The organism is Terriglobia bacterium, from assembly GCA_020072845.1.
GTDB lineage: Bacteria > Acidobacteriota > Terriglobia > Terriglobales > Acidobacteriaceae > JAIQGF01.
Map to the genome: position 1 here is coordinate 151,694 of JAIQGF010000002.1, position 13,124 is coordinate 164,817.

12 protein-coding genes and 1 other RNA gene are annotated in these 13,124 nt (G+C 61.6%); all 13 read right to left on the minus strand.

Annotation, left to right across the window (positions count from 1 at the left end; all coding sequences use genetic code 11):
* Positions 1–202: 202 nt before the first annotated feature.
* The 13 genes from LAN70_02055 to LAN70_02115 all read right to left on the minus strand — a co-directional run bounded on the left by LAN70_02055 (position 203) and on the right by LAN70_02115 (position 13,105).
* On the minus strand, positions 203–1,375 hold the full coding sequence (locus tag LAN70_02055) for a VWA domain-containing protein (GenBank protein ID MBZ5509930.1): 1,173 nt from the start codon (positions 1,373–1,375) through the stop codon (positions 203–205).
* A gap of 90 nt (positions 1,376–1,465) precedes the next feature.
* The gene (locus LAN70_02060; protein ID MBZ5509931.1) at positions 1,466–2,542 is read right to left on the minus strand and encodes an RluA family pseudouridine synthase; all 1,077 of its coding nucleotides are present in this window, start codon (positions 2,540–2,542) and stop codon (positions 1,466–1,468) included.
* 325 nt (positions 2,543–2,867) lie between these two features.
* Positions 2,868–3,677 carry a prolipoprotein diacylglyceryl transferase gene (lgt, locus tag LAN70_02065; protein ID MBZ5509932.1) on the minus strand — a complete coding sequence of 270 codons (810 nt, stop codon included), beginning with the start codon at positions 3,675–3,677 and terminating at the stop codon, positions 2,868–2,870.
* Positions 3,678–3,870: 193 nt separating this feature from the next.
* Positions 3,871–4,061, minus strand: a non-coding RNA gene (gene ssrS, locus LAN70_02070) — 6S RNA.
* Between the two features lie 256 nt (positions 4,062–4,317).
* Positions 4,318–4,632, minus strand: coding sequence for a cell division protein ZapA (locus tag LAN70_02075; protein MBZ5509933.1), 315 nt, complete (start codon positions 4,630–4,632; stop codon positions 4,318–4,320).
* A gap of 112 nt (positions 4,633–4,744) precedes the next feature.
* Complete coding sequence (locus tag LAN70_02080; protein MBZ5509934.1) at positions 4,745–5,041, minus strand: hypothetical protein; 297 nt, start codon at positions 5,039–5,041, stop codon at positions 4,745–4,747.
* Between the two features lie 209 nt (positions 5,042–5,250).
* On the minus strand, positions 5,251–6,384 hold the full coding sequence (locus LAN70_02085; protein ID MBZ5509935.1) for an aminotransferase class I/II-fold pyridoxal phosphate-dependent enzyme: 1,134 nt from the start codon (positions 6,382–6,384) through the stop codon (positions 5,251–5,253).
* A 206-nt stretch (positions 6,385–6,590) separates the two neighbouring features.
* A complete protein-coding gene (gene pheT / locus LAN70_02090) occupies positions 6,591–8,681 on the minus strand; it encodes a phenylalanine--tRNA ligase subunit beta (GenBank protein MBZ5509936.1) in 2,091 nt (696 codons plus the stop codon).
* Between the two features lie 83 nt (positions 8,682–8,764).
* On the minus strand, positions 8,765–9,868 hold the full coding sequence (pheS, locus tag LAN70_02095) for a phenylalanine--tRNA ligase subunit alpha (protein MBZ5509937.1): 1,104 nt from the start codon (positions 9,866–9,868) through the stop codon (positions 8,765–8,767).
* A 338-nt stretch (positions 9,869–10,206) separates the two neighbouring features.
* Complete coding sequence (gene rplT, locus LAN70_02100) at positions 10,207–10,566, minus strand: 50S ribosomal protein L20 (GenBank protein ID MBZ5509938.1); 360 nt, start codon at positions 10,564–10,566, stop codon at positions 10,207–10,209.
* A gap of 186 nt (positions 10,567–10,752) precedes the next feature.
* Entirely contained in the window at positions 10,753–10,947 is a 195-nt protein-coding gene (rpmI, locus tag LAN70_02105; protein ID MBZ5509939.1) for a 50S ribosomal protein L35, read from the minus strand.
* Between the two features lie 266 nt (positions 10,948–11,213).
* Positions 11,214–11,786, minus strand: coding sequence for a translation initiation factor IF-3 (infC, locus tag LAN70_02110; GenBank protein ID MBZ5509940.1), 573 nt, complete (start codon positions 11,784–11,786; stop codon positions 11,214–11,216).
* Positions 11,787–12,091: 305 nt separating this feature from the next.
* On the minus strand, positions 12,092–13,105 hold the full coding sequence (locus LAN70_02115) for a hypothetical protein (GenBank protein ID MBZ5509941.1): 1,014 nt from the start codon (positions 13,103–13,105) through the stop codon (positions 12,092–12,094).
* Positions 13,106–13,124: the final 19 nt, after the last annotated feature.

Here is a 13,124-nt window from a genome sequence, read left to right on the forward strand (position 1 = left end):
GGTCTTGCCCGCCCCACCTGTCAAGCCAGAACTCTGGTTTTCCGGGGACTTAGAAGGAATCGTTCCTAGTGCTTACGGCTGACGACCGAAGACTGACGACTGTCTCCTGCCAAGTAACCCTAGGTCACCTATAGCTTACCTATACGTTAGGTGTTGGATCCCCGCGCTGCCGGAGGAGGTGGGTATCCGATTAGCAAAACGGTTAGTTCGTCGGCGCGAAGTAGCCTTTGCGAGCGCGGACGCGCAGATTCTTGTGGTTTTCCGCCAGGATGTCGATGGAGCGATATCGGCCATCCGGCTTCAAGTCCGCAGGCTTGTATGCCAGCAGATACTGGCTGCGCAACTCGTCCTGGATCTCGGAGAAGGCGTTGGCCACGTCCTGGATTTTGAAGGGAAAGAAGGCTCTTCCGCCGGTCGCATCGGCCAGACGCTCCAGCACCTTGTCGCCGCGCAGTTTCATGCCGCTGATGTTGGTGCTGATGGTGTAGATGATCACTTCCGCGCGCTGTGCCATCTCGATGGCTTCCTCGCGGGTCACGCGGCTTTGATTGTCTTCGCCGTCGCTCAGCAGGATGATGGCGCGGCGCGCCGGGCCGATGGTCGGCGCCTTCATCAGCTTGTCGCGGCAGGCGAAGTACACCGCGTCAAACATCGCCGTGCCGCCGCCGGGACGCAGCATGCGCACGCCGCGCGAAAGCTGTTCGGCGCTGTCGGTGAAGTCCTGCGTGACCTCCGCGGTCGTGTCGAAGCCGATGACGAAGGCGCGGTCCGATTTCGGCCGGACAATCTGGTTGAGGAACTCGATCGCCGACTCCTGCTCGAAGCGGAATCGGTCGCGCACGGAGTTGCTGGAGTCAATCAGCAGGCCAACGCGCAGCGGCAGGTTGGTCTCGCTGCTGAAGCTCACAATCGAGACTGCCGGCTTGTTGTCGTCCACCACACGGAAGTCGCTCTTGCTGAGATTCTTGACGAAGTGGCCGTGCCTGTCGGTGACGGTGAACACGACATTGACTTCGTCGACGCGCTTTTTGATCGTCTCCAGCGGAATGCCGCGCTCGTCGGTGGTGAGGTCCTTGTCCGCCGCATAGCTACCCTTCGCCTGCTGCCTTGCCGCCGGCGATGATGGCTCCGGGTCGGCGGAATCGGCCTCCGGTTGCGGAGCGGCGGCGGCCGGCGCCGGCTTCTTGCTGCCGGGCAGATCCTGCAGCGCAGGCTCGCTTTTGGCGGGCGCTTCGGCCGGTTTCGCCGGTTCCTGTTGGGGAGCCTCTTGCTTGGGTGGGGGCGCCGGCTGCGCGGGCGCGATGCTGGCCGACGGCGCCGACGGCAGCTCCTGCTCCGGCGGATTCTGCTGCTGGGCTGAGGCGCCTGCGGCCATGAAGAGGGCGAGCGCGCCGCTGAGAAATGCGTATTTCATGGGAAATTTTATTATAGCTGCAACTCGAACCGGCTGCGCACACCGCTAGTGCTAGTGCTTTAGGAGGCGCAAAAAATCCTCTAATTCGGGCGGCAACGGCCTCTCCAGGACGAGGGGCTCACCGGTGAGAGGCTGTTTAAGTTCGATGGCAGCAGCATGCAAAAAGTTTCTCGGAAGAGATAACGCGGGCAGCGCCGGTTTGGTTTTCTCGCGCGGCAGGATCTCGCGCGGCGCGCCGTAGAGCGTGTCGCCGACCACGGGATGTCCGAGCGAGGACAGGTGCACGCGGATCTGGTGGGTGCGCCCGGTTTCGATCCTTACCTCCAGCAGCGTGAATTTGCCACGAGGCGAGTCGATGCGCTGCAGAACCCGGTAGTGCGACACGGCCTCGCGGCCGCCGGCGCGGCGCGTGGTCATGCGGGTGCGGCGCAGGCGATCGCGGCTGATGGCGGACTGAATCGTGCCTTGGTCCCGCTTCACCGAGCCGTGGACGAGCGCGATGTAGGTCTTGCGCACCTGCCGGCGGGCAAACTGCTCGGCGAGCTTGCGGTGGGCGCGGTCGTTCTTGGCGACCACGATCAACCCGCTGGTGTTGCGGTCCAGGCGGTGCACGATTCCGGGGCGCAATTCGCCGCCGACCGCCGACAGCGCGCCGAAGCGGTGCAGCAGCGCGTTGACCAGCGTGCCGCGATTGCGCGCATCTTCAGTGGAGCCCGCCCCGGCGTGGACCATCATGCCGGCGGGCTTGTTGACCACCGCCAGGTCATCGTCTTCGTAAGCGATGTCGAGGGGAATCTCTTCCGCGGTGGCGCGCAGCGGCGGACGCGGGCCGGGCGCCTGGACTTCAATGGTTTCACCGCCACGCAGGCGCAACGAAGGTTTGGCGGGCTTGCCGTCCACCAGGACCTTCTCCTGCGTGATGAGGTCCTGAACGCGGGCGCGGCTGATGTCGGGGAGGTGGGCGACAAGGAAATGGTCAAGGCGGCGACCGGCGGCCTCGGCGGCGACTTGGAATGATTTTGCGCGCTGGAAGTTGAACGGCTCGCCGGGCAGGTGCAAAACCGCCTCTTCGAAGAATTCCTGGTCCAGCGCCGGAGTTTCGGACAGATCGATGTCCTCGTCGCGCATACGATCTATGCGGTCCCAATCGGTGCGCGACTTGCGCTTCTGTTCCCTCATGGCACGAATTCGCTAAGCGTTCTCAGCCGTCCCTACGGGACTCGCACTCATTCTACGCGGCGACCCGGCACTGAAGTGCCGGGCTACTTTCACGCCGTCCCTGACGGGACGGACGCGACGTTGAAAGCCCGCGAAGCCGGCAATCCGTGAAGTCGATGAATAAGATGAATAAAACGTAAATCAGCAACCAGCAAATTGGTACTGATCTAATCCCATTCCACTCAGCAACCAGCAAATTTGATCCGTGTGAATCCGCGGAGATCCGCGGTTAGGCTTATCTTGCGGCGCGGGCGACGGTGGCGGGCTGCTGCAGGCGAACGCGGCGCAGCCAGAGAATGCCCCCGATGATAACCAGGAAAATTGAGATGAGCTGCGTGCCGGTCATGGCGCCGCCAAAGACGGAGCCGCGGTCGGGATCGTCGCGGATGAATTCCAGGAAATAGCGCGCCACGCCGTAGAGGAACAGGTAGGTTCCCATCACCTGGCCTTCAAATTTCTTGCGCTTGATGAGCCAGTACAGGATGAAGAAATTCACCAGTTCGACGGCGGACTCGAACAGTTGCGTCGGCTCCAGCGGCACGTTGAGCGGCGTGCCGACCCAGGCGTGCGCCAGCGGGTTCTTGAACGTCACTCCCCACCAATGGCTGGTCGGCTTGCCGTAGCAGCAGCCGGCGGCGAAGCATCCGATGCGGCCGATGGCGTGGCCGAGCGCCAGGCCCGGCGCGAAGGCGTCGGCCGTGCGCAGCCAGGGCATGTGGTTCTTGCGCATGTACCAGACGGACAAGGCGAGGCCGGTGAGCACGCCGCCATAAAAGACTCCGCCGGCCTGGAGCACGCTGAGGCTGAAAATTTCCCCGGGATGCTGGGAGTAGTACCCGAAGTCGTTGATGATCAGCAGCAGCTTGGCGCCCACGATGGCGCCGAGAACGACCAGGATGCCGAGGTTCCAGGCCTTCTCCGGGTCAATCCCCTGGCGCTGGGAGAGGCGCGCGGCGATGGCAAGGCCGACGATCACGCCGGTGGCGACAAGCAGGCCGTAGGTGGGAAGGCTGAAGCTGCCGAGATGGAACAGTCGGGGAAACACTGATGATTCGATGTTCCGGGCGGTGTGCCGGAAACACAAACAGTTTATCAGGGGACGGTATGGTTCGCGTCGTCCCGTACGGGACTGGGAGGGTTGTTGTCACGGTGTTCCCAGCACTGGCGTGCTGGGCTACCAGCGCGCGCCCCTTCGGGGCTGGGAAAGGAACGAACAGGAAGAGCAATGAGCAGAGAAAAGCCGACCCGCGGGGCCGTGTGGTGGGCCGTCAATGAACCTTGCTCAGCAAGGTGGGAACCCGCCGCAATCCTTTAGGCATTTCCGCATGGCGGAACATTGCACACCGGATCAGAAGTCGAGTCGAGCTCCCGTTCATTGAGGTGTTGGTTCAAATTCCGGTTACCACCAGCACCTGCTTTGCAGGCCGGCTTACAGGGGTGATGCTAGGGGAAAAGGCGGAGAAATGGCAAGTGGCCGGACGTAAATAGTTGGCATGCGGCTTGCACTGGGGTAACCAGAGAGGCACAGAGGAAACAAAAATAGCAGCATTGCCGATTCTCGATTGCCGATTGACGATTGCGCTGAGTTCGCGTCCGAAATCGGCAATCGAAAATCGACCATCGGAAATGACTTATCCCGAATGTGCTCTGAGACTTAGAACCTGCCGCGTCGAGGTGGATCCGGCCTACCCGGCGCGGCGCGAGTCCTGCAGGACCTCGTCGAGGGCGCTTTCCAGGGAACTGGTGCGCTGGTTCATGTCCTTGGCGATGCCGTCGTACTTGCGCTTGAGGATGTGGTACTCATCGGCAATATTGAGCGCGGCGAGGACGGCAAGGCGGAGGGAGTCGACGGTGGAGGTCTGCGTAGCGACGGCGCGCATCTTGGTGTCGACGAATTCGGCGAGCTTGAAAATATAGTCGGGATCGGTGCCGCGCAGGTTATACGGCTGGTCGAAGATTTCCACGCGGACGCTGTTTACGTTTCCGTTGGGGGGATTCAACCTTGGTTCCTCCACAGAGTTGTGAGTTGTGAGTTGTGAGTTGTGAGCGAAAGGCAACCACGGCGACGCGGCGGCTCCGAACTCAGAACTCACAACTCAGAACTTGACCCCATTATGCCCCGGATTCTTCCGCCGTCAATTCATCAATTTGGCGCAGCATCTTCTCGACTCGGCTGCGGACCTCCTCGCGCTCCTTGCGCAGGCCGATCATTTCGCTGCGGAGCGACTCGATTTCTTCCTCGCGTAACTCCAGTTGCTCGCGCAGGCGCGAGGCGTCGCGCTCCGCCGCGGCCTTGGCATCGCGCGCTGCCTTCAGCAGCTCGATGGTGCGGTAAACCTTCTCTTCCAGTGAATGGAAATCGTCGGAAGAAACTTCAGGAGAGAACTCGCGTACAGCTTTTACTGACATTCGTCTGCTCGCCTCGGGGGGAAATTTTGGGTTGACGGGGGGCAGTATATAGCGAAGGGCGGAGGATTGGGGCTGTGAATTTCTTCTCGCGGGTTATCGGTTGTCGGTGATCGGTAGTCGGTAGTCCTGAGTCAGTATGGCAGGCCTAACCAGGTACCAACAACCAATGGCCAGCTACTGAATACCGAAAACCGATAACCGAAAACCTACTACTGCTTCGCCAGTGCGGGCAGCTTGTCCCAGCTCTGCCAGAAGGCGGCCATATCGTCCGACTTGCTGAAGGAGACGCGGAGAAAGTTTTCCATGCGGGGGAAGGGACGGCCGACAGCGATGTTGTCGCTGTGGAAATGCTGGATGACCTGGCGGACGGGACGTCCGGTCTCGACCATGGCGAAATTGGCGTACGACGGAATGATGTGCAGCTTGCGCAACGCCGCCTGGCGCATGAATTCCTTGCGGTCGGCGGCATTGCGGGCGACGGCGGCGCGCATGGCGATGTCGTCGGCAAGCGCGGCCAGCCCGACGTGCAGGGCGATCATGTTGCCGTTGTCTTCGAGCTGCCATGACTGCAGCAGCTTGGTGGTTTTTTCGGCGGCGAAGGAATAACCCAGCCGCAGTCCGGCCATGCCGTAAACCTTCGAGAACGTGCGCGCCACGATGACGCGGGGATCGTCCACCGGTTTCTCGATGAACGAAACGTAGTCAGGCGAGTCGGTGGCAAAGTGGTGGTAGGCCTCGTCAATCAGCACGTAGGTGTCGGCGGGGAGCTGGCGGAGAAAGGCTTCCAGGTCGCGCCGGGGCGTGAGCGAGGCGGTGGGATTATTGGGATTGCAGATGTACACCAGGCCGGTGTCGCTGCCGGCGCGGGCGAGCATGGCGTCGAGATCGTGGGCATAGCGGGCGGTCAGCGGAATTTCGACGACTTGCGCGCCGCGATCGCGCGAGTAGGCGAGAGAGGATTCGAAGGTCGGGATGGCGGCAATCAGCTTGCGTCCGGGGCCGGTGAAGGCCCGCGATGCCATGGCCAGCACTTCGGTGGATCCATTGCCGAGCAGCACCTGCTTGGTGGAAACCTTGTTGTAGGCGGCGATGCGCTCGACCACGTCGTTGTAGATCTTGAACGGATACCGATTGGCGAGGCGCAGGCCCTCGACGGCGGCCTTCTCAACGCTGGGGAACATGCCGTAGGCGTTTTCGTTAGCGTTCAGCAGAATGGGACCGCCGGGGGTGGAGGCACGCAGCGGCTCGCCGAAAGCAATGGGTTCGAGTCCGCTGAAGCCGGCGGCGGCAGCGGTGGCGCCGAGGCCAAGTGTGCCGAGAAAACTCCTGCGCGAGAAGGACATCGCTCACCCCTGAAGCGCGCATTGTAGCAATAAAGTACCGAGTACCTAGTGCCGAGTACCGAGTCGATTCACCACCGAGACACAGAGGACACCGAGGTTCACCGAGAATTTTGGTTCAATCTTGCGTTGTCAGCCTCGGTGACCCTCTGTGATCTCGGTGTCTCGGTGGTGGCCGATCAAGTCGGTACTCGGCAGGATTTCGGTCCTCAAGCCCGCAGAGCGCCGCCGAGGGATTCCAGCGCCTTGATGATCTGCTGCGACCACAAGGCGACCTCGTCATCGCGCAGCGTGCGCTCGGCGGACTGGAAGGTGGCGCGGACAAGCATGGAATACTTGCCCGAGGGAATCGAGCCGCCGCGGAAGATTTCAGCCGGCACAAGCGCACGCAACTCGGCGATACGTAGCGCCGAGATCGCATTGCGAATGCGCTCGAAGGTGACGCTGTCGTCGAAGGCGAAGGAGAAATCGCGGTCCACGCCGGGGAAGCGCGGGATCGCTTGATAACGGATTTTGCGCAGATCGTGGCGGTAGAGGCGCTCGAGATCAATTTCGGCGATGTAGATCTCGGGAGTTTCCTGCGCGCTCAGGCGCAGCTTGCGCTCGGCGGCGAGTTCGGGATGAAGCTGGCCGAAGCGCGCCACGGTGGCGCCGTCCATAACCGCGCGCGCGGAGCGGCCGGGATGGTAATAGTCGGGCGTGCTGGCGTCGAAATAGAGCGCGTTGAACTGGAATGCGCCGAGCAGCGTTTCGATGTCGCCCTTGAGATCGAAGAATGAATACCGGCGGCCAGGCGCATGCACGCTCCCCGGGATGGCCGCGCCGGTCACGCCGATCGCGAGGCGGCGCTGCTCCTCGGTGCGCTCGCCCATGCTCTCGTAAATTTTGCCGGACTCGAACAGGCGCACGCCGGCGTTGCCGCGGTTCAGGTTGTACGCCAGCATGTTGAGCATGCTGGGAACCATGGAGGTGCGCATGACCGAAGCTTCCTCGCTGATCGGGTTGGCGATTTCGACCGGCGTGGCGGTGGAGAAGCGCTGCGCGTCGGCGTGCGAGATGAAGGTCAGCGAAACGGCTTCGTTGTAGCCGAGTCCGAGCAGCGACGCGCGGATGGTTTCTTCCTTCTTGGCGTCCGGCAATTCGATGACGCCGCCGACGAAGCCGGGCAGCGTGTTGGGAAAGCGGTCGTAGCCGTAGATGCGCGCGATTTCTTCGATGAGATCGATCTCGCGCTCCACGTCGAGGCGCCAGGTCGGCGCCTGCACGGTGAACTCGGCGACCTCTTCGGCGGCGGCGGCCCGGGCGGGGGTGATACCGAATCCGAGACGGCGAAGAATGCGGGCGATCTCGGTATCAGGAATGTCCTGGCCGAGGTGGCGGCGGACTTCGCTGCGGCGCAGCGTCAGAGTGGGGCGGTCGAGCTGGCGCGGGTAAGGGTCAGTTTCCTCGCCTACGAGTTGTCCGCCGGCGGTTTGCAGAATGAGTTCGGCGACGCGAGCGCACGCGGTGGGCGTGATGCCGATATCGGCGCCGCGCTCGAAACGATGCGAAGCGTCGGTGTGCATCGCGTGGCGGCGCGCGGTGCGGCGGACGGAGGCCGGATCGAACCACGCGGACTCGATGAGCACGTTGCGGGTTTTTTCCGTGATCATGGAATCGAAGCCGCCCATGACGCCGGCGAGCGCGACCGGCTTGACCGCGTCGGCGATGACGAGATCGTCGGGATGGAGGATGTGGTCCACGCCGTCGAGCGTCTTCAGCTTTTCGCCGGGGCGGGCGCGGCGGACGTTGATCTTGCCGCCTTCCAGCAGGTCGAGATCGAAGCAGTGCGTGGGGTGGCCGATCTCTTGCAGCGCGTAGTTGCTGGCGTCGGCGGCATTGTTAATGGCGCGCGAGCCGAGCAGTTCCAGGCGCTGCGCAATCCTCTCCGGCGAGGCCGCGATCTTCACGTCGCGGATGACACGCGCGGTGTAACGGGCGCAGCCCTGGGGATCTTCGATTTCGATGGGGAAGGTGCGCTTCGGTTCTTTGACCCGAGCACCCGGATCGGAGACCCGAGCCACACTGGTTTCGATCGGCTTCAGGTCCTTGTCATAGATGGCGGCGCAGTCACGCGCCACGCCGTAGTGGTTCATGGCATCCACGCGGTTGGGCGTGAAATCCACGTCGTAGACAGTGCGCGTGCCTTCGCCCTCGATGGATTCGACGGAGATGCCGGCGAGGGTGAGATCGTCGGCGAGCTTCCGGTCGTCCGCCGGGATATCAACGAATTCGCGCAGCCAACTGGGGAGAATCTTCATTTCACGTTTTCGGTTATCGGTTATCGGTTTGCAGTTGTCGGGCGGTTTGAAACCGATAACCGAGAACCGATAACCGATAACGCCTACGCAAACTGCTCTAAAAATCTAACGTCACCGTTGAAAAACAACTGCAAATCCGTCACGCCGTAGAGCATGGCGGCGATGCGGTCCACGCCCATGCCGAAGGCGAAGCCGCTGTACTTCTCCGGGTCGTAGCCGACGAAGCCATAGAGCGCCGGGTCCACCATGCCCGCGCCCAACAGTTCGATCCAGCCGCTGGCTTTGCAGTTCGGGCAGCGCGCCGCGCCCTGGTATCCCGAGCCGCCGCAGAAAATGCAGGAGATCAACACCTCCGCGCTGGGTTCGGTGAAGGGAAAAAACGACGGGCGGAAGCGCGTCTTCACCGAGGAGCCGAACAGCGACTTCATGGCGTGGTCGAGCGAGCCCTTGAGATCGCAGAACGTGATGCCGGTGTCCACGGCTAGGCCCTCGACCTGGTGGAACATGGGCGAATGCGTCGCATCAGGCGCGTCGTTGCGATAGACGCGGCCGGGAATCACGACGCGCACCGGCGGCTTCTGCTTCTCCATGGTGCGAATCTGCACCGGCGAAGTGTGCGTGCGCAGCAGGAGACGATCGCGCGCCTGCTTCTGATCTTGGCCGGCGAGGAAAATAGTGTCCTGCATGTCGCGCGCCGGGTGGTTGGGCGGGAAATTCAGCGACTCGAAGTTGTAGTAGTCGGTCTCGATCTCCGGGCCTTCGGCAACCGAATAGCCCATCGCCTTGAAGACGCCGACAATGTCGTTCATGGTGCGGACGATGGGGTGCTCGGCGCCCAGGGGATGATGGATGCCGGGGAGGGTGAGGTCAACCGCGTCGGAGTCGGCCGACTTCTGCTCAGCTATTTCCAGCCGAGTGCCTTCTACAAGGATTTCTATCTGCAAACGCAGTTCGTTTACGTGCGCGCCAACATCCCGCTTCGCTTCCTTAGGAGCGCTTCTCAACCAAAGTTCATTTACTTGCGTCAAGATGCCGTTTTTTCGCGCGAGCCATCGATCGCGGAAGTTCTTGCACTCGGATTCGTTCGCTACCCCTTGAGCTTCGATCCGGCAGGCATCAATGCACTCGTTGACCGCCTTTATTAGGGTGCGATCTGTGAAATCCTCGAGTTTGGGTACGGTGTACATCGCAATCGTGCCGTCCCTACGGGACTCGGTAATCGAAATGGCCGCTGACCCGGCACTGAAGTGCCGGGCTACTATCAGCCGCCCCTGCGGGGCTGGCGTTTGCGCCGTGCCCGCAGTGCGGATTCGCACAGAGATTCGTCGCAAGTCTCTGCGGAGCGCGGCTCACGGAGGCGAAATCATCAGCCACGAATTTACGCAGATGAACACGGATAAGGCTATTCAGGTGAATCCGTGAGAATCGGTGCCAATCCGTGGCCCGGTTTTGCTGAAAGCTGATGGCTGATAGCCGACAGCTAAGCCGGGGCTTTGCCGAGAGCTGATTGCTGACGGCTGCAAGCTTACGCCGCGTGCGCGCTTTTGGCCTGGTCCGCCAGCTTGGCAAATCCCGCGGGGTCGTTGACCGCGAGGTCGGCCAGGATCTTGCGGTCCAGTTCCACGCCGGCTTTCTTCAGCCCGTTCACGAAGCGGCTGTAGCTGAGGCCGTTGAGCTTGGCGGCGGCGCCGATGCGCACGATCCACAGCGAGCGGTACTGGCGCTTTTTCTGGCGCCGTCCGGCGTAGGCGAATTTCAGCGCGCGCTCCACCGACTCTTTCGCCGAGCGGTAGAGCTTGGACTTTGTGAGGTAATAACCGCTGGCGCGCTCAAGAATCTTTTTGCGCTTGGCACGACGTTTGGTGCCGCGTTTTACGCGAGGCATGTGTGGCTCCTTTTTATTCAGTTTCAGTTTCAGTTTCGGTTTCAGTTGATGTGCCAGCTGAAATCGAACTGATGTTGGCGGCTGGAGGCAGGAGTTGGATCCGGGCCTCTTCACACACCGAAGTTTCAGTTTCAGTTTCGAGTTTCAGCAGGTCTCGCTGAAACTGAAACTTGAAACTGAAACTGTTTAGTACGGAATCATCCGCTTAACTTTTTTCTCGTCCGCCTTGTCCATGATGACGTCGCGGTCGAGGTGACGCTTCTTCTTCGTGGTCTTGGTGGTCAGAATGTGGCGCGCCTTGGCATGACCGCGTTTGATCTTGCCGGTGGCGGTCTTCTTGAAGCGCTTGGCGGCGCCGCTGTGGGTCTTCAGTTTCGGCATAAATCCCCTGTCAATCGGGTAATTGCGTAATCGGGTAATCGGGTAATTGAAAACGGCCGCGCGGAAAGGCGGCGAGCCGGCAGTAACCCTTACCAGGCGTACGCGAAATTTTTATTGTAGCAGAGCCGCATCAAGAACCAGGTTGCGCGCAGGCTGCGGTGCATCTCGATTGCACACGCGAGGGTGCCCTTCGACTTCGCTCAGGGCAGGCTGTGTGCCACGCGTAATCTGAAATTCCGCAATTACCCGATTGCGCAGTTCCGCAATCAGACCGTCGGCGCCTGCGGCGGCGGTTGCTGAACCTGCGGCGGATGCGGCGGCTTCGGCTTCGATTCCGGCTTAGCCTTTGTCGGCGCCAGGATGGCGTGCAGCGTGTTGCCTTCCTGCCGCGGACGGAACTCCACGATGGCCTTGTCGCCCAAATCGGCGATCAGGCGCTCCAGGATCTGGCGTCCCAGGCTCTGGCGCGTCATTTCGCGGCCGCGGAAAAAGATGGTCGCCTTCACCTTGTCGCCGTCGTCGAGGAAGCGCAGCGCGTGGTTTTTCTTGGTCTGGTAATCGTGCTCGTCCACGTTGATGCGGAACTTGACCTCTTTGACGGTGATGACCTTCTGGTGCTTCTTGGCTTCGCGCTCCTGTTTTTCTTTCTGGTAGAGGAACTTGCCGAAATCCATGATGCGGACGACGGGCGGCTGGGCGGTGGGGGAAATTTCCACCAGGTCGAGGCTTCTTTCCCGGGCCATTTTGAGTGCTTCATACGGGGGCATGATGCCGACCTGCTTGCCTTCGTCGTCAATCACGCGCACTTCGCGTGCCCGGATGCGGTCGTTGGTGCGAATGTACTTCTTATCGATGCATGCCTCCTAAAGGCGCAAATAGTTGGTGGATTATAGCATGCGGGGGATGCGGAAATGAGCGCGTCGTTGGGGCTCCGGGAATTACGTGTCAGCAAAACGGGAATTACGTGTCAGCAAACGGGAATTACGTGTCAGCAGTCGGGGCGCGATCCCGGCAAACACACAAATGCGTCGGCTTCTGAGGCCCAGCTCCAAAACCGACGATTCAGGCGCGCGCCGCCGAATGGAACTCAGCGTGCTAATGCGCTAAAGTCCTGCCAAAAACCGCCGGGCGGCGAGCGACAGCGTCACGCTCCCACCAGGTAGGTCGCCTGGCCGTTAATCACCGTGGCTTCGATGATCTCGGCGGCGCCCACCTTCACCAGGTCCTGGTCGCTGGCGTCGATTTGCCACGATAAATATTTGCCATCCATCACCGGCGTGGTCTTCACGTAGGCGTTGGGGAACTTAATCTTCATCTGCGCCGACGCGCCGGAGTTGACGTTGATCTGCACCTCGCGCAACGTGTTCGCGATCATCAGCGTGCGCGGCTCGGCGCCGTCTTCCGTGGCGATCGCGCGTACCACGATCGAGAACGACGCGCGTTGCTGGTCCACGTTGGCCTGCACCGCATACATGCCGCCGCCTTGCGCTCGGTGGATCTCGATCGTGCGCGTGATTTTGAATTGGCACTGGCGTAGCCGCGGCTTGATCGAGGCCGCCGCGCCCGAGGCGCCGATCAGCACATCGGCATCGGAGCCCAGGAGCAGCGTGCGTGCCGATACCGCCGGCATCGCATTACCGAGCGCGCCATCTGTCCAGCGTCCGCTGCCGGTGAGCGAGATCTGCGCCGTCACCGGGCCGCTGTCGGGAATAGTGACCGTCAGTTCCACGCCGACCAGGTCCGGCATCCTGTACTTGATGGCCGCCGAGTCTTCGAAATAGACCGTGGTCGGCTTGGCCTGGCGCGTCGTCGAGAGCGGTTTGAAGACGTGCGTGTAAACGGCGCCGACATTGGTCACCGAATACTCTTGCAGCACCTGGGCGAGCATCCAACCGGCGAACCATTCATCGACGTGCCGCGATAACTGCAGCGAACTATCCCACTTGATGTTCTGGCGCACGGTGGGGAACTCGTGCCCCAACCCGCTGAGCGCGCCGTCGTCCCAGAAGCTGGGCACGATGGAAGCGAACGCCTGCCCATCGAACCGGCAATGCTCCAGCAGGTTGGCATCCGGGACTGGCGTGGCATAGGCGTTCTGCCGGTTCGCGGTGAGCAGCAGGTTGCGCACCAGAATATGTTGCGGTTCATAAGTCGGCATCGCTCAGATCCTCTCTTTT

Coding starts and splice junctions, on each gene's coding strand:
- rpmI (MBZ5509939.1), bottom strand. CDS start 10,947: ATGCCGAAACTGAAGACCCACAGCGGCGCCGCCAAGCGCTTCAAGAAG.
- LAN70_02115 (MBZ5509941.1), bottom strand. CDS start 13,105: ATGCCGACTTATGAACCGCAACATATTCTGGTGCGCAACCTGCTGCTC.
- pheS (MBZ5509937.1), bottom strand. CDS start 9,868: ATGTACACCGTACCCAAACTCGAGGATTTCACAGATCGCACCCTAATA.
- LAN70_02085 (MBZ5509935.1), bottom strand. CDS start 6,384: ATGTCCTTCTCGCGCAGGAGTTTTCTCGGCACACTTGGCCTCGGCGCC.
- LAN70_02080 (MBZ5509934.1), bottom strand. CDS start 5,041: ATGTCAGTAAAAGCTGTACGCGAGTTCTCTCCTGAAGTTTCTTCCGAC.
- rplT (MBZ5509938.1), bottom strand. CDS start 10,566: ATGCCTCGCGTAAAACGCGGCACCAAACGTCGTGCCAAGCGCAAAAAG.
- pheT (MBZ5509936.1), bottom strand. CDS start 8,681: ATGAAGATTCTCCCCAGTTGGCTGCGCGAATTCGTTGATATCCCGGCG.
- LAN70_02060 (MBZ5509931.1), bottom strand. CDS start 2,542: ATGCGCGACGAGGACATCGATCTGTCCGAAACTCCGGCGCTGGACCAG.
- LAN70_02055 (MBZ5509930.1), bottom strand. CDS start 1,375: ATGGCCGCAGGCGCCTCAGCCCAGCAGCAGAATCCGCCGGAGCAGGAG.